Consider the following 17,512-nt stretch of genomic DNA (forward strand, 5'->3'; position numbering starts at 1 on the left):
ATCAGGGAAATCTTTAGGAATTTGAGCATTAGTCTGCTGATTCTTGTTTTTCCCCACCTTGTGCTAGCTGGTCCAGATCGGATCGCAAAAATTATCGATAAGAAAATAGCCCAGATGACCCCCGAAGAAAAAGTGGGGCAGCTTTTTATCGTGGGCTTTCCCTACACCGAAATCACACCCGAGCTTGAAGCGTTTATCGGAAAATACAAGCCCGGCTCCTTCTTACTGTTTAAACGCAATATCACTTCGGCCTCACAGATCCGTGAGTTGAATTTAAGTCTGTACAAGGCCAGCTACAGATATTCCCAATTGCCTCCGTTTATCGCCATCGACCAGGAAGGTGGTGCCGTCTCCCGACTTCCCATCACTCCTGCACCTCCGAACGCGCTCGCTCTTGGACAGACGCAATCACCTTTGCTGGCAGAGGAAATGGGACATCAGACCGGTTTGTTCCTGCGTGAAGTGGGCTTTAACATGAATCTAGCCCCGGTTCTGGATGTAGTAGATCCCTATTCGACCAGCTTCATTGGTGTGCGCTCTTTTGGCTCCGACCCTGAAATGGTTCGAGATATTGGTGTTGCCTACTCCAAGGGTCTTCTGAAGGCGCGCGTGATTCCCACGGCAAAACACTTCCCTGGCACCGGCAGTCTGAATCAGGATCCTCACGTGACTGTCGTTGAAAACAAGACGCCATTGGAAACTTTCAAAAAGCGCGATCTGGTTCCATTTATCGGGTACAGCAAACTTGGACAGAACATCGCCGTGATGATGTCACATCTGATTTATCCGGAGTTGGATTCCAGCCGCGAACCCGCCAGCTTTTCCAGCAGGATTGCTTCAGATCTTCTGCGCCATGATTTAAAGTTTATGGGTCTTATCATGACGGATGACTTGCAGATGCAGGGATCAAAGCAGGTTCTGCGGCCCGAGGCCGCGGCGTTGAAAGCATTAAAGTCAGGTTCTGACATTGTGATGCTGACATGGTCTTTTGCCGATCAAGGAAAAGCATTTGATTACGTCCTCAAGGCCCTGCAGGACGGTGATCTTTCCGCCCAGGACGTGGACAACAAACTGAGACGGATTCTTCGTGTAAAGGCCTTTGCCAACGTCTATCGCAAGGACCCAAAGATGCCTTCTCTTTTAAGTGGCAACAGCCTGACATCGCGTGATTATGCCAGCCTTGAGGACGAAGTTCTTTCTCAGAATCTGAAAACCAGCCTGATTCCACGCAACCTTCCCCAGATAAAAGCCCCGCGGAAACCCGCCAGCACTGAAAGGGTCTGTGCGGCTTCACCTTCCAAGGACTTCTTAAACACGTTCACCGAAGGAACGAAGATGCCATCTGTTCACATGCAGAGTCGAACCGGATCTGGCGATATCGCTTTATGGATGAAGAAGCATCGCTGCACGGCTTTGTTTGTTGGTGTAACCGGTCCCCGCACCGCCCGCCAGATTCGTGGTCTGAGTCCTGAGCACAAGAGCAAACTGATTATCGTGAATCTGGGAGCCCCCCGCCTGTTCCCGCGCAGTCGTGGATATCGCCAGGTCATTCAGCTTTATTTTAATCACACGGACGCAGGAAGGAAGATCGCCAAGTATCGCGAGGAGATCCTGCAAAGTTCTCAGGGCACCTTTGCCCTGAACGATTAGTTTTCTTCAGTATAGAAATGGTGGCTTCACCTAAAAAAGAAACGGAGGCTTTGGGCCTCCGTTTTTGATTCTTACTTCTTGGCTGGCAGTTGTTCTGCCACTTCGATTTTTGCTCTGGCATGAGCCCAGTCGCGCTGGAACTCTGCCCAGTCTTCGTCTGTGATCAATTCGTTCATGATCTTCTTTTCAGAAAGAGCCAGGAACTCTTTCGTTGCCTGAAGATCGATCTCTTCTGGAAGATCAGCAATGTTCGCAAGAATATTCACGCCCTCAGGAGAAACCTGGCAGTAACCCCAGCTGATAACAGCCACGTCCTGCTTTTCTTTTCCTTTGAGTTTCCATTTCATCACGCCTGTTTCCAGAGTCGTGATCAAAGGAGCGTGACCAGGAAGAATGTTGAGTTCCCCCTTGAATGCTGGAACAGTCACCTCGTCAACCTCTTGGCCAACAAGGATGCGCTTTTCCGGAGTCACGATTGTTAGTTTCATATTCACCCCTTAGGAAGGGCAGGCACTAGGCCTGCAGCTTCTTAGCTTTCTCGATAGCGTCTTCAATAGTACCAACAAGGTAGAACGCCTGCTCTGGAAGAGCATCATGTTTACCATCAAGGATTTCACGGAAGCCCTTAACAGTGTCTTTGATATCAACGTATTTACCTTGCAAGCCAGTGAACTGCTCAGCAACGAAGAACGGCTGAGACAAGAAACGCTGGATCTTACGAGAACGGGAAACAACCAGTTTATCCGCTTCAGACAACTCGTCCATACCCAAGATGGCGATGATGTCTTGAAGTTCACGGTAACGCTGCAACAACGCCTGAACGTCACGAGCGCACTTGTAGTGTTCTTCACCGATAACAGTTGGATCCAAAAGACGTGAAGTGGACGTCAATGGGTGAACCGCAGGGAAGATCGCCATAGCCGCGATATCACGATCCAAGTTTGTCGTAGCATCCAAGTGAGTGAACGTGGTTGCTGGAGCTGGATCCGTGTAGTCATCCGCTGGTACGTAAACCGCTTGAACGGAAGTGATGGAACCTTTTTTAGTGGAAGTAATACGCTCTTGAAGAGCACCCATCTCAGTCGCCAAAGTTGGTTGGTAACCAACGGCAGAAGGGATACGACCCAACAACGCGGAAACTTCAGCACCCGCCTGAGTGAAGCGGAAGATGTTATCCACGAAGAAAAGAACGTCTTGGTTTTCAACGTCACGGAAGTATTCCGCAACAGTCAAACCAGTCAAAGCAACACGCGCACGTGCTCCAGGAGGTTCATTCATCTGACCGAACACCAAAGAAGTCTTAGCCAAAACGCCAGACTGCTTCATCTCTTGCCACAAGTCATTTCCTTCACGAGTACGCTCACCTACGCCGGCAAATACGGAGAAACCACCGTGCTCAGTCGCGATGTTACGGATAAGCTCCTGGATCAGAACTGTTTTACCAACGCCCGCACCACCGAACAAACCGATCTTACCACCCTTTGCGTATGGAGCCAGCAAGTCAACGACCTTGATACCAGTCATCAACATCGCAGCTGCAGTCGCTTGGTCTTCAAACTTAGGAGCATTTCTGTGGATACCCCAGTGTTCTTTTGCGTTTACTGGACCTTGTTCGTCGATTGGCTCACCAACCACGTTGATGATACGACCCAAAGATTCACGGCCCACTGGAGCTGTGATCTGAGTGCCCAATGCTTTAACTTTTTCACCACGAACCAAACCTTCAGTTTGGTCCATCGCGATTGTTCTTACAACACCGTCACCCAAGTGCTGGGCAACTTCTAGAACAAGGTTGAACTCAGAGTCAGAGATAAATTTATTAGTTACACGAAGAGCGGAGTTGATGGCAGGAAGTTCGCCGCCTTCAAATTCCACGTCCACTACGGGACCCATCACCTGTTTTACTTTACCGAATGCCATTATTCAGCTCCCTATTTAAGCGCTTCTGCGCCCGATACGATTTCAGTCAATTCTGTAGTAATTTTTTCTTGTCTCAATTTGTTGTACGTCAGAGTGAGTTTGTTGATCATCTCTTTCGCGTTGTTCGTCGCGTTCTCCATCGCGCTCATACGAGCACCATGTTCACCCGCTACGGACTCGGACATACATCTGTAAACCTGAAGTTCGAAGTGCTTTTCAAGAAGCTCTTTGATGATCTTCTCTGGAGCCGGTTCGAAAATCATATCCACAGCAAAATCATTCGCTTTCTCTGGCTGCGTGTTGAAAGTCGTCATGCCGATATCGATCGGCAGGATTGTTTCACATACAACAACCTGGGAAATCGCAGATTTGAATTCGTTGTGAACGATACGAACTTCGTCGTAGTTACCTTCAAGGTAGTCGTTCAAAATACGATTTGAAACCTTGGAAGCCAGCTCATAGGAGATATCCTTATCAAGCTTGGTGATGTAATCAACAGGCTTGATGTCTCTTCTTACGAAGTAGTCATGAGCGCGACGGCCAATGAACAGGAAGTCGATCTTCTCGACCTTATCCTTGTTCTCTTTGTAGTAGTTCTCAGTGAATTTGTTGATATTGCTGTTGAAAGCGCCGCACAGGCCGCGATCAGAGCTGATAACAACAAGCAAAACATTCTTTACTTGTTCTTTCTTCTCCATCAACGGATGCGACACTTTGTTTGTCACAGCGATATCCGCAATCACCTTACGCAAAGTCAGAGCATAAGGACGCATATTAACGATGTTATTCTGCGCCTTTCTCAACTTCGCAGCAGACACGAGCTTCATCGCTTTCGTGATCTGCTGGGTGTTTTTAGTGGACTCAATTCGAGCCCGGATATCCTTCAAGCTTGCCATTTAAGCACCAAATTACTTGTTAGAAGGTTGGAAGATCGCTTTGAACTCTTCAAGAGCCGCCAACAACGCTTTTTTAGTGTCGTCGCCGATAGCTTTCTTCTCAGAGATAGTTTTCAGGATGTCGCCATGCTTGTTTTTCAAGAACTCGATCATCTCAGCTTCGTATCTCTTAACATCAGTTTCTGGGTAGCTATCAACGAAGGCATTGGAAGCTGCGAAGATCATAACGATCTGCTCTTCAACCTTCACCGGTTGATATTGAGGCTGCTTCAAAACTTCGACCAAACGACGACCACGAGCCAACTGTTGTTGAGTCGCTTTATCCAGGTCAGAAGCGAACGCTGCGAAAGCTTCCATCGCACGGAACTGAGCAAGCTCAAGTTTCATGGAACCGGCAACCTGTTTCATCGCCTTGATCTGAGCGGCACCACCCACGCGGGATACAGATTTACCGACAGAGATCGCTGGACGGATACCTTTATAGAACAAGTCGGATTCAAGGAAGATCTGACCGTCAGTGATGGAGATAACGTTTGTCGGGATGTAAGCAGAGATGTCACCCGCTTGAGTCTCGATGATTGGCAAAGCAGTCAAAGAACCGCCACCTTTATCAGCAGACAATTTGGATGCACGCTCTAGCAAACGGCTGTGAAGATAGAATACGTCGCCTGGGTAAGCTTCACGGCCTGGAGGACGACGAAGAAGCAGGGACAATTGACGGTAAGCTTGTGCTTGTTTCGTCAAGTCATCGTAAACGATCAAAGCGTGTCTGCCAGTATCACGGAAGTATTCCGCCATAGCTGTACCAGTGTACGCCGCCAAGTATTGAAGCGGAGCTGGGTCAGACGCGTTGGCCGCGATGATAGTAGTGTACTCAAGAGCGCCCGCTGCACGAAGTTTTTCAACAACCAAGGCAACTGTGGACTGCTTTTGACCGATAGCTACGTAGAAGCACTGAACACCAAGACCTTTTTGGTTGATGATAGTGTCAACTGCGATAGTTGTTTTACCAGTTTGACGGTCACCGATGATCAACTCACGCTGACCACGTCCAATTGGTACAAGGGCGTCGATCGCCTTGATACCTGTTTGAAGAGGCTCTTCAACCGGGTGACGGTAAACGATACCAGGAGCTTTTGTTTCAACGATGCGGCTGTGAGGAGTGTTGATAGGACCACGGCCGTCGATGGCGTTACCCAAGCCGTCAACAACACGGCCGAGAAGCGCTTCACCAACTGGAACGGAAACGATTTTCTTAGTTCTCTTAACAACGTCGCCTTCTTTGATAAGACGGTCTTCACCGAAAAGAACGGCACCAACGTGACCTTCTTCAAGGTTCAAAGCCATCCCGAAAACTTCACCTGGGAACTCGATAAGTTCACCAGTCATTACATTTTCAAGACCATAGATACGAGCAACCCCGTCCCCTACGGAAAGAACGCTACCTGTTTCACTTACTTCAATCTTTTTGTTGTATTGATTGATTTGCTCTTTGAGAACGCGACTGATTTCGTCGGCACGGATTTGTGTTTCCATTTTTAGTTGGCTCTCCTGTTTAATTCTTCATTCAATTTTTTAAGATGTGTGTCGATGCTGTCATCGAAAGTCCAGCCGCCTACAGAGGCAACAACGCCCCCAAGCAGTTTGGAATCCTGTTCGTACGTCAGAACGATTTTCTTATTCAAAACTTTGTTAATTTTCTGTTCGATCTCTTTTTGTGCATCAGCAGTCAAAGGCTGAGCAGAGCGAACCACACCGCGGGTAACACCCTCTTCAATGTCCAAAAGATCGCGGAAAGCGATCGCCATTTGGCCAAGGATGTCCATGCGGTTTTTTTCTGCCAAAAGAACCAGTGTATTTACGACTTCTTCAGACACACCTTTGCCTGACAAAGCCGCCTTTACAGCGGCAACCTTTTGATCAGAGCTGACCATAGGATTTTCGAAATAGTTTTTTACAGATGCATCGGCCGCAAAGGACTGTACCAGTGTTTGCAGTTCCCCAAATACCTGGGAGTGGATGCCTTTTTGTTTTGCTACAGCCAAAAGGGCTTTCGCATATCTTTTGGAAATCTCGCTGACTCTCATCGGCTTACACTCCAACGTTGTTGATGAAATCTTTTTGCAATTTTTGTTGATCTGCAGAACCAAGATCCTTCGTCAAAACGATGCGTGCCGCCTCGACGGAATCTTTCAATAGCTGAGAACGAAGTTCCTTCTGCGCACGCTGAACTTCCAACTTCACAGTCAGTTCCGCATCGTTTTGAATGCGCTTGGATACATCAGCAGCCTCGTCCAAAATTTGCTTCTTCAGCTCTTCTGCATGAGTCTGTGCTTTGCGCAGGTTCTCTTCACGAGTCTGATCCAAATTTGCCAATTTGGATTTGATATCCACGAATTCTTTTTCAGCTTGCTCACGCGCAAAAGCAGATTTCTGAGCAGCCTCAAGATAAGCTGTTTTTCTGCCTGCGAAGAAAGAAACAATACCATCTTTTGTGAAGTAAATAAGACCTGCAACAAGGATCACAACGTTGATCGCCTGGTACATGACTGCCTTAGGAATACCCTCACCACCATGTCCACCCGCTGCCAATACAGCCGCAGGAGCCAACAATACCATCAGATTCAAGATCAATTTCATAGTGTGTCTCTCTTATTTACCAAGAAGCTTGCTAGTGATTGCCATTGCCACAGCATTTGTTTGAGATTTCAAATCCGCTGCCGCAGATGAAACCGCTGTGGTGATTTTTGTTCTATTGTTCTGAACAAGAGCTTCAGACTCTGTGCGCGCCTTGGAAACCAAAGACTCATAGTCTTTGTTTGCCTGAGTTTTCGCAGCATCGATGATGGATTTCATCTGAGCATTCAGATCACGCACTTTTGTTTCGTATTCTGTCTGCAATTCGATGGATTTGCTTTGGTACTCAAGGGCAAGGTCTTCCCCGCCTTTGGTTCTTCTTTCTCTTTCCTCCAATGCATGAGCATAAGGAGCGAATACAACCTTGCTCAAGAAGATCAAGGCGATTGCAAAGAGCACAAACTGAATGACTGCCGTGGTATTGATACCTAGTTGTCCAAAAATGTCCATTTGGTTGAAATCCCTACTGATTTTTTGACCTTCGGGATTAGCATTGGGGGACAGAACAGGTCAAGGCGTATTTCTAACTGATAATGTTGGACTGCCTAAGACTTAGGCATGTATGAAGCCCCTTCAAAAACAACCCCTTCATCAATACGTAGACTTGGAGATGTTACGGTGCCTTTGAATATAGCGGGAGGGTGCATGATAACCCTGCGGCGGGCAAAGAGATTTCCCTCTACCCGGCCGGATATAACGATGGTGTCGGCCTCAATTTGGGCGGTCACAGAGGCCCCCTCATTGATCACGATGGTGTCCTTAGTAAAGATTTCCCCCTTAAAGTCTCCGCCGATCTGAACAGTCCCTTCGAAACTGAGCTTTCCTTCGAAATGGGTCCCCTGGTCAAGGATCGCTGTCACATGACCAGAAAGAAGATCTTCTTGAAGTGCGGGGGAAAGTCCTACTGCCATCCTTCTTTAAGCCTATCTACCAAGTTGGTTAGTTCGTCATCGGAATAGAAATGAATGCTGATTTTACCTTTTGAATTGGCATAATCAATGTTCACTTTTGTTCCCAGCATTTTCTGTAGCTCATCGCTCAAACCAGAAATCAATCGCTGGGTTACATTAGAATCAAAAGTTGGCGCCTCTTCAACTTCCTCTTGGCCTTTTACGACCGCCTGCACCATTTTTTCAAGCTTACGAACTGCGATCTTTTCGTTCAAAACTTTCTTCGCAAATTCGATCTGCTTCTTTGGATCTTGCAAAGAAAGAAGGACTTTGGCGTGGCCCACGGAAAGTTCGTTTCCGGAGATCATTTCTTTCACCGGCTCAGGCAAGGAAAGAAGACGAACTGCATTAGCTACCGTCGCACGGTCACGGCCGACTTTTTCAGCCACTTGCTGTTGCGACAACTTAAATTCAGAAATCAGACGGGAGTAACCTTCTGCTTCCTCAATTGGATTCAGATCTTCACGTTGAATATTCTCAACAATCGCCAGTTCCAGCGCTTGTTTGTCATCGTAATTCTTCAGGATAACTGGAACTTCATGCAAGCCCGCCAGTTGGGATGCTCTCCAACGACGCTCCCCTGCGACAATTTCCAGTTTTCCGGAAGCGGTTCTGCGCGCCACGATTGGCTGAAGAATACCGTTTTCTTTAATAGATTGAGCCAGCTCTTGCAGCGGTTCCTTGTCGAACTGTTTACGAGGCTGATATTGGCCTGGCGACAGTTTATCGATAGCAACCTTCCAGATTTTGCTCTCAGGATCTACGGGAGGGGCAACGGGTGTTGCGACTGCCTGAGGCGCAGCTGCTGGTGCAGGAGCTGGCGTGGAGTTCACATTATTAATAGGTGCAGCTGGGGCCTTCGCCACTGGAGCTTCGGCCGCCGGAGCTGGGCCACCCAACAAGGAACCTAGGCCTCGGCCCAGTCCCTTTTTCTTATTGTTTGAGGATTCAACAGCAATATCAGACATTTATAATTCCCCTCTTATGCCATCTGTTCTGCGTGTGGAGCCGCTTCGGACGTCGTTTTCACCTCGGAACGGGCGATCACTTCGCGGGCAAGCTCTAGGTATCTGGTTGCGCCAATGGATTTGCTGTCGTATTCGAAGATGGACTGACCATGGCTTGGTGCCTCGGATAGGCGTACATTTCTTGGAATGATGGCGTTGAATACTTTCTCGCCAAAGTGGTTCTTAATCTCGGTCACAACTTGGTGACTTAGATTATTTCGAATATCAAACATCGTCAGAACGATGCCTTCGATATGCAATTGAGGATTCAAATTCTTTTTGATTAGTCCTGCCGTATTCAAAAGCTGACTAAGCCCTTCAAGCGCATAGTACTCACACTGCAGAGGCACCAGGAAACTGTCCGCCGCATTCAGGGAGTTCAAAGTCAAAAGCCCCAAAGATGGAGGGCAATCGATGATCACGAAGTCATATTGATCAGCCACAGTGGCAATCGCCTGTTTTAGACGGTATTCACGCTGCGGCATATCAACCAATTCAATCTCCGCGCCCACCAGATCAGGATTAGCCGTGGATACTTGCAAATTTGGATTGGAAGTTTTTTGAGTAGCCTCTGATAGAGTCTTCTCGCCGATGAGCACATGGTAGCTATTCGCATCCTGGCTTTCGTATCTTTTGATACCCAAACCGCTGGAGGCGTTACCTTGTGGATCCATGTCGATCAAAAGAACTCTTTTACCAAGAGAAGCCAAGGCAGAGGAGAGGTTTACAGACGTCGTTGTCTTACCAACACCACCCTTTTGATTCGCTATACAGATTGTTTTTGCCATTTTTCCTCCTTGAGTAGAAAAAGTCGCTCGAATCGCGTGAACATTCAAGAATAAAGACCAGTTTTTCGCGCCACACCTTATGTTTTTATGCGTTTTTTCCGATGTTCCACGTGGAACACGTGTTTTTATGCGAATAATTTGTCTGATCATCCTTAGTTTAAGCCTCGTTGCCTGCAACAAACCCGATCCCAACCCCGAGTTGAAGGATCCGATCTTCAATGATCTTCAAGCCAGCGCCGCAGAGGCAGGTCAGCTTCTGGAAGCAGAAAAGAAGAACTTAGAGGGGTTCGAAAAGGAATTGTCTGACGTAGTCCCTCAAACAGGTCAAATAAAGTACGCTCAGAAGCGTGTGCGCGAGTCGAAAGAAAGAATTGTCCGGCTGGAGCAGGAAAAGCAGTATCTTGAGTTAAAAGTCGATGCCCGCAAGCGCGAGGCTAAGAAATCTTATTCCAAAGCATTTAAAAAAGGTGATCCATGGCCTAACCCCCAGGAATGGGACTCCTATCAGACAGAGAAACGCCTAAGAAGCGCAAAAAGAACCTGGGATGCAAAAGAAAGAATGAAAGAAGCCGGTTTAGGGCAAGAAAAAACCCCCGAACCAGCGGCCGGGGGTCATTAGACATGTTCCACGTGGAACATTCAGGCGATTTTCTCTGTTTTTACCACGGAAAACTTCACAGCCCCCACCGGAAGCTTGTACTCCCCCACTAGCGAGGGCGACCAAATAGAGCAAAGCTGAGTCGGGATCTCTCCCACCTCAATCCCCCACTCTTCGCTCTTGAGATGATAAAAAGCACCACCCTTTTGAACGCTTTTGCGCACAAGCATGATTGCCTTTGAAATAGAGTTAAAACCACGAGCCATCACGAACTGCATAGAATTATCCGGCATCGATTCTACTGTTCTGTGTTCGACCGTACAATTAGACGCTTTCAGCATGGCAGCCATGTGTTTTAAGAACTCAACCTTTTTAATATCCGACTCAATCAAAACGACCTGGACCTGCGGATACAAAAGGGCAAAAACCAACCCCGGAAAGCCATTACCGCTTCCCAAATCAAAAATCTTATCGATCTTAGGGTTAGCCTTATAAATTACTTGAGAGGCCAGAATGGCGTCCGCAAAGTGAAGCGCATCGGCCACGAAGAGCGTCTTGGGTGAAATCAGATTCACCGTTCGATTGAACTTAATCAGCTCTTCATGATACGTCTTTAGTCTAGTTCGTAAATCTGGACTTAAATCGGGAAACCACTCATCAATGCGCCAGTGTATTATCGGCGCTTCCTGTTCCTTGTTGTCCTTCAAGATCCATCTCCTTGATCTTCTTATGACCTTTTAGATGGATCATTATAGCCTGAATGGCCGAAGGATTAACACCACTTATCCTTTGAGCTTGACCTAAGGTCCGTGGCTTAACGCGTTGCAGCTTATCTTTCTCTTCATTAGAAAGACCACGAATCTCACTGTAAGAAAGACCGTCTGGAAGAACCATTTCTTCCATTCTTTTGGACTGAACGATCAGGTCCATCTGTCTCTTTACATAACCCGAGTACTTCACTTCAATCTCGACCGGTTCAACCACATTTGGGTCCGGATCCAGCTCAAAATTCAGCAGTTCCAGATGTGAACTAGTAAGCTCAGGGCGTCGCAGCAACTCCTCGAAAGTCAGAGACTTTGTCATAGCTGGAGTCGGTATTGTCGCAAGAATCTGCTGCACATCTTTGGTCGGATAAACAACCGTATTGCGAAGTCGATCATGCAAAATCTGACGGCGTTCGCGCAACTTGCTCAAAAGCTCGTAAGACTCCGCCGGCACAAGACCCAACTTCATACCGATATCACTCAACCTATCGATAGTATTATCTTCTCGTAAAACAAGGCGGTGCTCCGCGCGAGATGTAAACATACGATACGGCTCACGCGTTCCCTTCGTCACAAGATCGTCGATCATCACACCCATATAGGCTTGATCGCGGCCCAAAATGAACTCTTCCCGACCCAAAATACTATGAGCCGCGTTTATACCGGCAATCAAACCTTGAGCAGCTGCTTCCTCATAACCGGAGGTGCCGTTGATCTGACCCGCTAGGAAAAGCTGGCGAATCGTTCTGGTTTCCAGTCGATGCCAGATCTGAGTGGGCTCGATATAATCATATTCGACAGCATAGCCATAGCGAGCGACTTTGACATTTTCAAGTCCCGGGATCGTTTTCAAGAACTGATCCTGAACCTCTTCCGGAAGACTGGTTGAAATGCCCTGAAGATAAATCAAATCCGTGGAAAGACCTTCCGGCTCCAGGAATGTTTGATGGCTGGTTCTTTCCGCAAAACGAGTGATCTTATCTTCGATAGACGGACAGTATCGAGGTCCGACACCTTCAATAATTCCACAATACATCGGGGACTTATCCAGGTTCCCACGGATGATTTCGTGGGTTTTCTCTGTCGTGCGAGTCAGGTAGCACAACACCTGCGGCAGTTTGAGTTTATCAGAGGACTTATAACTAAAAGGATAAACCTTTTCATCACCGCCCTGAGGAACCGTTTTTGACCAGTCGATGGAATCCTTCAAAAGACGCGCTGGCGTCCCAGTCTTCAGTCGTTTTACTTCAAACCCGAACTGAGCCAATTGATCCGACAAACCAATGGATGGTTTATCACCCACACGGCCACCCGCCTCCTGGCGAAGACCGATGTGCATCACTCCGTTCATGAAAGTTCCAGTGGTGATGATCGTCGCTTTAGCGAAAATTTCAGAGCCATCCTGAAGAACCACACCCACACACAGATCCTTCTCAAGAATCAGGCGTTTGACCTCACCCTGGAGAACTTCCAGATTCGGTTGATTGAACAGGGCATTCTTTTGAAACTGCGAATAAAGATGTTTGTCATTCTGCACGCGCGTCCCACGAACTGCGGGACCTTTGGAGGCATTAAGGCGTTTGTACTGGATGCAAGTTTCATCAGCTGCAACACCCATCTGTCCACCCAGCACATCGATTTCACGAACCATATGCCCTTTGGCAAGACCGCCAATGGAAGGATTGCAACTCATATAACCGATGCGATCCGTGTTTGTGGTCACCATCAGAGTGCTTAAACCCAAACGCGCTGACGACAAACAGGCCTCGATACCCGCATGGCCGGCACCGACAACAATCACATCATACTTTTTATTCGCCATATTTATTTCCCGATACAAAACTCTTTAAAGACTCGGTCCATGATCTGATCATCAAACCGCTTCCCTAAAGTTTCGTGAATCGCAATGAGAGCTTCTTTAAGCTCAAGAGCCAAAAACTCAGCGCCCATGCCTTGATCCACAACTGATTGAGAACGTCGTGTGTTCTCCAAAGCACGATTGAGGTTTTCATAGTGACGGGCATTGGAAATCAAAACTGTGTTTTCCACCTGCAAGTCCGCGAATTCCTTCACCAGGCTTTGGAGCACTTCAGAACGCACCTTTTTATCAAGAGCGCTGACAAAGAACACCCTTCTTGTGAAGAAAGCCGGGCTGTCGCCAATTTTTTGGAAAAATTTACTGTTTTTAAGGGCTTTTTCGACGGTTTCCAGGGGTTTAGACCCCCCAATTTTGTCGGTTTTATTGGCCAAAATATAGGTCTTCTGAGGCTCTAAAGAATCCAAGATCAGCAACTCTTCAGGGCTTAAACCCTTTTCAATATCAAAAACGAAGAACACCACATCGGATTCATTCTGCGCCTCATAGCTTTTCTGAATCCCAATGCGTTCAACCAGATCTGTTGCCTGATCCCGCAGGCCAGCCGTGTCCACAAACGTGAACTTTACGCCTTCAAAGCTGGTATCCCCGTGAATAACATCGCGGGTGGTCCCGGGGATATCGGTCACGATGGCACGTTCATCTTCCAGGAACAAATTCAATAAACTGGATTTTCCGACATTGGGAAGACCGGTCAAAACAACGCGGAATCCGTCTTTCAGAAGGCGTCCGACTTTAAACGTCGCCACCAATTCTTTCAAAACAGCTTCAACTTTGCGTAGGCGAACCTGCACCACATTGTCTTCGATGACTTCGATGCCTTCGGTGGAAAAATCAATACTGGCTTCGGCGTGCGCCAAAATCCAGGTCATGTCATCTTCCACTTTCTCTAGCTTTTCAGACAACGAACCCTTCAGCTGGCGAAGAGCCAACTTGGCTGCCTGCTGACTTTGCGATTCGATCAAAGACAAAACGGATTCGGCCTGAACCAGATCCAACTTACCGTTCATAAACGCACGGTAGGTAAACTCACCGCGATCTGCGGCTCGAGCCCCCAATTGAATGAGCTGATTTAAGATTGTCTGACAGATCAGAGGGCTTCCGTGGCAGGAAATCTCGATGACTTCTTCACCGGTGAAAGAGCGTCCCTGTTTGAAGTAGGTTGCCAAAACCTCGTCAATCTCATCACCCGTCTGGGCATTTTTCAGATTACCGAAATAAACTTTATGAGACTCAGGATGTTCAGGCAAAAAAGTGCATATTTTCGAAACGATAGAAAGAGTCTGGGGCCCGCTAACTCTGATGACAGAGATTCCACCCACTCCATGAGGAGTGGAGATCGCACAAATTGTATCCTTATCACGATCTCCGCGGATCATAGGCCCCACCTGGGCTCACTAGTCGTGAGCCGCTTCCTCATTACCTGAACTGTTGGCGTTACCGCCTTTTGCAGGATAGATTTTGATTTTTTTATACAGACCATCACCCAAAGAGCGGCTTTTCACACGCGGATCCTTGGCAAGGTACTGATGAACGACTTTTCTGTCTTTCGGCGGAAGAGCTCTGTAATAAACAGACTTTCCTTGCTCGATACAGATTGCTTTTAGATTCTCTGCACGCTCAATCAAAGCATTTGCAGATTCATCGCGGTAACCACCGCAGTCCACTGTGATGTTTGTTTTATCGTCAGGGAAATTGTGCTGGATCACGCGCTTAAGGAACAATTGGAAAGCATCCAACATCTGTCCTTTTTTATCCTTCAGAATCTCTTCATCGGCTCCAGAAAACTGAACAGCCAATGTTGTCGAACCGTCGTCGTCTTTTTCGGTGGACAGTTCAAAAGAAAGTTCAAATTGAGCTTTCTCGATGATTCCCTCAAGCGTTTTTTCAACCAGTGCTTCTACTTCGCTATTAGCACTTTTGCTTTTCCCCCCGAAAAGCTTACTAAAAAAACCCATTTTGCCTCCTATATAAAATAATAAAAATTCAAATAAAAAATGGCCAGTTACGCCTTGGCCGTGGCAGCTTTCGGTTCTCTCATGATCAGATACTGCTGGATGATACCGAACAACGTGCTGATCACCATATAAAGAGTCAAACCACTTGGCAGCTGCAACATGAACAAAGAGAACACCACAGGCAGGAACGCCATGATTTTCGCTTGAGTCGGATCCATCGTGCTCGGAGTGAGTTTTTGCTGGATATACATGAAGACCGCCATAGAGACCGGCAACACATAGAACTTATCGTGAGAGCTCAAATCCGTGATCCAGAAGATGAACGGAGAATTGTAAAGCTCGATGGAAGAACCGATCACACGATAAAGCGCGAAGAACACCGGAATCTGCAATAACATCGGCAAACAGCCACCCAATGGATTTGCTCCGTTTTGCTTCATCACAGCCATCATTTCCTGATTCAAACGCATTGGATCTTCTTTGTATTTTTCACGAAGCCCCTGAATGATCGGCTGAACCTTTTGCATCGCCTTCATGGATTTGAAGGACATGATGTTAAACGGCAACACACACAGACGAACCAGCAAGGTCAGGATAATAATCGCAAAACCCCAGTTACCGACAACAGAATGGGCCGCTTTCATCACATAAAGAAGTGGACGAGCGATAAAGCCAAAGAAACCAAAATCAATCAGGCTAGCCATCTCAGGGTCCACTGCTTTTAAAGCATCAATGGATTTAGGACCCGCATAGAAGATCTCAGAGAAGGTCATTTCAGACTTAATCTGAGCCGGTTTGTAAACTAGCTCCGCCATAGCAGTCTTGTTGTTAATCTGGGCATTCAATTTAACTTCAGGGATAACATCAGACTTATCCAGAATAGCCGCCGCAAAGTACTGAGAGCTCACAGAAACCAAAGATGCACCGGTAAAGTCCTTTGATACATTCTCTTTGGAGTTACTGAAGTTCACAGTCTCATGCTTACCCGCGCTGTGGGTAACAAAGAAATCCTGATGTTCATAAGAAGGGAACAAGAAGGAAGTGGATGCGGGTGTGTGAATAGTCTCTGGAATCAATAAAGAGAAGCCCTTTTTAAGTTCTTCTGTTGGATTTGATACAGAGATCGTGTTTGTGAAAGAGGAGGTTTCGGTGTTGAACTTCAACTCTCTTTTTACAACTGTTTCACCAACTTGCGCGGTACCGATATAATGACCAGGAGCCTGTTCAGCCAGATCAAAATTCAGAGGCTTAACATCCCCTGCCCAACGCATTTCAAACAAACCATCAGTCTGGGACACACCTAGTTTGATATTGTTCTTTTCTTTATCCTGATAGTTGTTGATGGTGTAATTCTTCAACCCCATACCGAAACTGGTTACAACGAAAGATACTTTGTCATTTTCAAAGTGAAATTCTTTCGCTACAGCCGGTGCTGTCACGATTTCAGATTTTGTATCAACAGTATTTGCAGAAGCTGCGCCTGATTCAGAAGAAGTTGCGCCCGATGTGGCGCCGACAGTTTGCTCAGATTGAGTCTTTGGTTTGTTATAGTTCGGATACTTTTTAGCCAGATAAGTATTCCAGCCATAATAAGCGATTGCCACAGCGGCAACAGCAAGAAGGGTTTTCGGATCGAAGAACGATGGATTATTCTTTTGTTGCATGGATTACTCCCTTTGCAGGCGGTACCGGATCGTACCCATAAGGTCCCCCCGGTCGGCACTTGCACACTCTTTTGGTTATTAACCACAGAGCACTGTGTGTATGATGAGTCTTTATAGCTTCAAGGGCATAGGCAGAGCAGCTAGGCTCGAAACGACATGATCCACCCAAATGAGTGGTCCCCAGAGTTCGGTAAGCTCCAATCAACAGCCACAAGATATACTTAGAGGTGTTTTCGTAGAGTTTCCAAACCCCGGTCCAAAGCTTTAACAAATTCCTCATGACTGAGGCCTTTGTAAAAGTTTGCATCCATTGGTTTAAAAATGAGATTGATGTCAGCTTCAAGGGGATGTCCCGCCACAAGGAAGCTTCTGAAATACTCTCTCGTCCAGCGTTTCAACTTATTGCGCACAACGGCCGAGCCGGTTTTACGACTAGCAGTTACGCCAAAACGCAACTGACCCACCTGGTTCTTCTGATAATTCAGAAGCAACCACTTTGTAGGCCAGTGTCTTTTCCCGTTTTGTTTTAGAGAGAGAAACTCAGAACTTCGCTTAATAACTTGTGGAGAGTTATTTTCCACCAGTAGAAACCGTCAAACGCTTTCTACCTTTAGCGCGACGACGATTAAGAACTTCTTGACCAGATTTAGTAGCCATACGAGCGCGGAAACCGTGAGTGGTTTTACGACGTTTATTGGATGGTTGGTATGTACGTTTCATTACTATTCTCCCCAGGGTTTTTTTACGACGCTAACTGACGTCAAAGACACCTATATATGTATTCCACAAAGTTGGTTACAACTA

At 47.0% G+C, this 17,512-nt stretch carries 20 protein-coding genes; 2 read left to right on the forward strand and 18 right to left on the reverse strand.

The genetic code is table 11. The features are described from left to right. The first annotated feature begins 114 nt into the window (after positions 1–114). Positions 115–1,650, forward strand: coding sequence for a glycoside hydrolase family 3 protein (locus tag ACZ5ZV_RS20445; protein ID WP_464119118.1), 1,536 nt, complete (start codon positions 115–117; stop codon positions 1,648–1,650). 71 nt (positions 1,651–1,721) lie between these two features. On the opposite strand, the gene atpC is transcribed toward ACZ5ZV_RS20445, so the two are convergent. The 10 genes from atpC to ACZ5ZV_RS20495 form a co-directional block, all read right to left on the reverse strand. Then, complete coding sequence (gene atpC, locus ACZ5ZV_RS20450) at positions 1,722–2,138, reverse strand: ATP synthase F1 subunit epsilon (RefSeq protein WP_464119119.1); 417 nt, start codon at positions 2,136–2,138, stop codon at positions 1,722–1,724. A 25-nt stretch (positions 2,139–2,163) separates the two neighbouring features. After that, on the reverse strand, positions 2,164–3,570 hold the full coding sequence (gene atpD, locus ACZ5ZV_RS20455) for a F0F1 ATP synthase subunit beta (RefSeq protein WP_464119121.1): 1,407 nt from the start codon (positions 3,568–3,570) through the stop codon (positions 2,164–2,166). A gap of 11 nt (positions 3,571–3,581) precedes the next feature. Continuing rightward, positions 3,582–4,466 carry an ATP synthase F1 subunit gamma gene (atpG, locus tag ACZ5ZV_RS20460; RefSeq protein WP_464119123.1) on the reverse strand — a complete coding sequence of 295 codons (885 nt, stop codon included), beginning with the start codon at positions 4,464–4,466 and terminating at the stop codon, positions 3,582–3,584. Positions 4,467–4,478: 12 nt separating this feature from the next. Then, a complete protein-coding gene (gene atpA, locus ACZ5ZV_RS20465; protein ID WP_464119124.1) occupies positions 4,479–6,002 on the reverse strand; it encodes a F0F1 ATP synthase subunit alpha in 1,524 nt (507 codons plus the stop codon). Between the two features lie 2 nt (positions 6,003–6,004). Beyond that, the gene (atpH, locus tag ACZ5ZV_RS20470) at positions 6,005–6,553 is read right to left on the reverse strand and encodes an ATP synthase F1 subunit delta (RefSeq protein ID WP_464119126.1); all 549 of its coding nucleotides are present in this window, start codon (positions 6,551–6,553) and stop codon (positions 6,005–6,007) included. 4 nt (positions 6,554–6,557) lie between these two features. Then, a complete protein-coding gene (locus tag ACZ5ZV_RS20475; RefSeq protein ID WP_464119127.1) occupies positions 6,558–7,106 on the reverse strand; it encodes a F0F1 ATP synthase subunit B family protein in 549 nt (182 codons plus the stop codon). A gap of 12 nt (positions 7,107–7,118) precedes the next feature. Next, positions 7,119–7,553 (reverse strand): ATP synthase F0 subunit B, encoded by a 435-nt coding sequence (locus ACZ5ZV_RS20480; protein WP_464119129.1) that lies wholly within the window; start codon positions 7,551–7,553, stop codon positions 7,119–7,121. A gap of 95 nt (positions 7,554–7,648) precedes the next feature. Next, complete coding sequence (locus ACZ5ZV_RS20485) at positions 7,649–8,014, reverse strand: bactofilin family protein (protein ID WP_262555149.1); 366 nt, start codon at positions 8,012–8,014, stop codon at positions 7,649–7,651. Then, positions 8,005–9,021, reverse strand: a complete 1,017-nt coding sequence (locus ACZ5ZV_RS20490) for a ParB/RepB/Spo0J family partition protein (protein ID WP_464119131.1) — start codon at positions 9,019–9,021, stop codon at positions 8,005–8,007. Before ACZ5ZV_RS20490 ends, ACZ5ZV_RS20485 begins: the two co-directional genes overlap by 10 nt. A 14-nt stretch (positions 9,022–9,035) precedes the next feature. Then, positions 9,036–9,848 carry a ParA family protein gene (locus ACZ5ZV_RS20495; RefSeq protein WP_464119133.1) on the reverse strand — a complete coding sequence of 271 codons (813 nt, stop codon included), beginning with the start codon at positions 9,846–9,848 and terminating at the stop codon, positions 9,036–9,038. 127 nt (positions 9,849–9,975) lie between these two features. Between ACZ5ZV_RS20495 and ACZ5ZV_RS20500 the strand changes: the two genes are divergently transcribed. Then, a complete protein-coding gene (locus tag ACZ5ZV_RS20500) occupies positions 9,976–10,467 on the forward strand; it encodes a hypothetical protein (RefSeq protein ID WP_464119135.1) in 492 nt (163 codons plus the stop codon). Between the two features lie 20 nt (positions 10,468–10,487). On the opposite strand, the gene rsmG is transcribed toward ACZ5ZV_RS20500, so the two are convergent. The 8 genes from rsmG to rpmH are packed head-to-tail and all read right to left on the reverse strand — an operon-like array spanning position 10,488 to position 17,428. Continuing rightward, on the reverse strand, positions 10,488–11,153 hold the full coding sequence (rsmG, locus tag ACZ5ZV_RS20505; protein ID WP_464119137.1) for a 16S rRNA (guanine(527)-N(7))-methyltransferase RsmG: 666 nt from the start codon (positions 11,151–11,153) through the stop codon (positions 10,488–10,490). After that, positions 11,104–13,032: a tRNA uridine-5-carboxymethylaminomethyl(34) synthesis enzyme MnmG gene (mnmG, locus tag ACZ5ZV_RS20510; RefSeq protein WP_464119139.1), complete on the reverse strand. Its 1,929-nt coding sequence runs from the start codon at positions 13,030–13,032 to the stop codon at positions 11,104–11,106. Before mnmG ends, rsmG begins: the two co-directional genes overlap by 50 nt. 2 nt (positions 13,033–13,034) lie before the next feature. Continuing rightward, positions 13,035–14,465, reverse strand: coding sequence for a tRNA uridine-5-carboxymethylaminomethyl(34) synthesis GTPase MnmE (gene mnmE, locus ACZ5ZV_RS20515; RefSeq protein WP_464119141.1), 1,431 nt, complete (start codon positions 14,463–14,465; stop codon positions 13,035–13,037). Between the two features lie 18 nt (positions 14,466–14,483). Then, the gene (locus ACZ5ZV_RS20520; RefSeq protein WP_464119142.1) at positions 14,484–15,044 is read right to left on the reverse strand and encodes a Jag family protein; all 561 of its coding nucleotides are present in this window, start codon (positions 15,042–15,044) and stop codon (positions 14,484–14,486) included. Positions 15,045–15,091: 47 nt separating this feature from the next. Continuing rightward, entirely contained in the window at positions 15,092–16,708 is a 1,617-nt protein-coding gene (yidC, locus tag ACZ5ZV_RS20525; protein ID WP_464119144.1) for a membrane protein insertase YidC, read from the reverse strand. After that, entirely contained in the window at positions 16,692–17,015 is a 324-nt protein-coding gene (gene yidD / locus ACZ5ZV_RS20530) for a membrane protein insertion efficiency factor YidD (RefSeq protein ID WP_464119146.1), read from the reverse strand. Before yidD ends, yidC begins: the two co-directional genes overlap by 17 nt. Then, a complete protein-coding gene (gene rnpA, locus ACZ5ZV_RS20535) occupies positions 16,930–17,289 on the reverse strand; it encodes a ribonuclease P protein component (protein WP_262555134.1) in 360 nt (119 codons plus the stop codon). Before rnpA ends, yidD begins: the two co-directional genes overlap by 86 nt. Continuing rightward, complete coding sequence (rpmH, locus tag ACZ5ZV_RS20540; protein WP_262555132.1) at positions 17,279–17,428, reverse strand: 50S ribosomal protein L34; 150 nt, start codon at positions 17,426–17,428, stop codon at positions 17,279–17,281. The genes rnpA and rpmH overlap by 11 nt, the downstream gene beginning before the upstream one ends. Between the last annotated feature and the right edge of the window lie 84 nt (positions 17,429–17,512).

This window comes from Bdellovibrio sp. HAGR004 (assembly GCF_055397015.1).

What these genes read in the sequence shown, in the direction of transcription:
- ACZ5ZV_RS20445 (WP_464119118.1), top strand. Translation starts at nt 115, where the DNA reads ATGACCCCCGAAGAAAAAGTGGGGCAGCTTTTTATCGTGGGCTTTCCC.
- atpC (WP_464119119.1), bottom strand. Translation starts at nt 2,138, where the DNA reads ATGAAACTAACAATCGTGACTCCGGAAAAGCGCATCCTTGTTGGCCAA.
- atpD (WP_464119121.1), bottom strand. Translation starts at nt 3,570, where the DNA reads ATGGCATTCGGTAAAGTAAAACAGGTGATGGGTCCCGTAGTGGACGTG.
- atpG (WP_464119123.1), bottom strand. Translation starts at nt 4,466, where the DNA reads ATGGCAAGCTTGAAGGATATCCGGGCTCGAATTGAGTCCACTAAAAAC.
- atpA (WP_464119124.1), bottom strand. Translation starts at nt 6,002, where the DNA reads ATGGAAACACAAATCCGTGCCGACGAAATCAGTCGCGTTCTCAAAGAG.
- atpH (WP_464119126.1), bottom strand. Translation starts at nt 6,553, where the DNA reads ATGAGAGTCAGCGAGATTTCCAAAAGATATGCGAAAGCCCTTTTGGCT.
- ACZ5ZV_RS20475 (WP_464119127.1), bottom strand. Translation starts at nt 7,106, where the DNA reads ATGAAATTGATCTTGAATCTGATGGTATTGTTGGCTCCTGCGGCTGTA.
- ACZ5ZV_RS20480 (WP_464119129.1), bottom strand. Translation starts at nt 7,553, where the DNA reads ATGGACATTTTTGGACAACTAGGTATCAATACCACGGCAGTCATTCAG.
- ACZ5ZV_RS20485 (WP_262555149.1), bottom strand. Translation starts at nt 8,014, where the DNA reads ATGGCAGTAGGACTTTCCCCCGCACTTCAAGAAGATCTTCTTTCTGGT.
- ACZ5ZV_RS20490 (WP_464119131.1), bottom strand. Translation starts at nt 9,021, where the DNA reads ATGTCTGATATTGCTGTTGAATCCTCAAACAATAAGAAAAAGGGACTG.
- ACZ5ZV_RS20495 (WP_464119133.1), bottom strand. Translation starts at nt 9,848, where the DNA reads ATGGCAAAAACAATCTGTATAGCGAATCAAAAGGGTGGTGTTGGTAAG.
- ACZ5ZV_RS20500 (WP_464119135.1), top strand. Translation starts at nt 9,976, where the DNA reads ATGCGAATAATTTGTCTGATCATCCTTAGTTTAAGCCTCGTTGCCTGC.
- mnmG (WP_464119139.1), bottom strand. Translation starts at nt 13,032, where the DNA reads ATGGCGAATAAAAAGTATGATGTGATTGTTGTCGGTGCCGGCCATGCG.
- mnmE (WP_464119141.1), bottom strand. Translation starts at nt 14,465, where the DNA reads ATGATCCGCGGAGATCGTGATAAGGATACAATTTGTGCGATCTCCACT.
- ACZ5ZV_RS20520 (WP_464119142.1), bottom strand. Translation starts at nt 15,044, where the DNA reads ATGGGTTTTTTTAGTAAGCTTTTCGGGGGGAAAAGCAAAAGTGCTAAT.
- yidC (WP_464119144.1), bottom strand. Translation starts at nt 16,708, where the DNA reads ATGCAACAAAAGAATAATCCATCGTTCTTCGATCCGAAAACCCTTCTT.
- yidD (WP_464119146.1), bottom strand. Translation starts at nt 17,015, where the DNA reads ATGCAAACTTTTACAAAGGCCTCAGTCATGAGGAATTTGTTAAAGCTT.
- rpmH (WP_262555132.1), bottom strand. Translation starts at nt 17,428, where the DNA reads ATGAAACGTACATACCAACCATCCAATAAACGTCGTAAAACCACTCAC.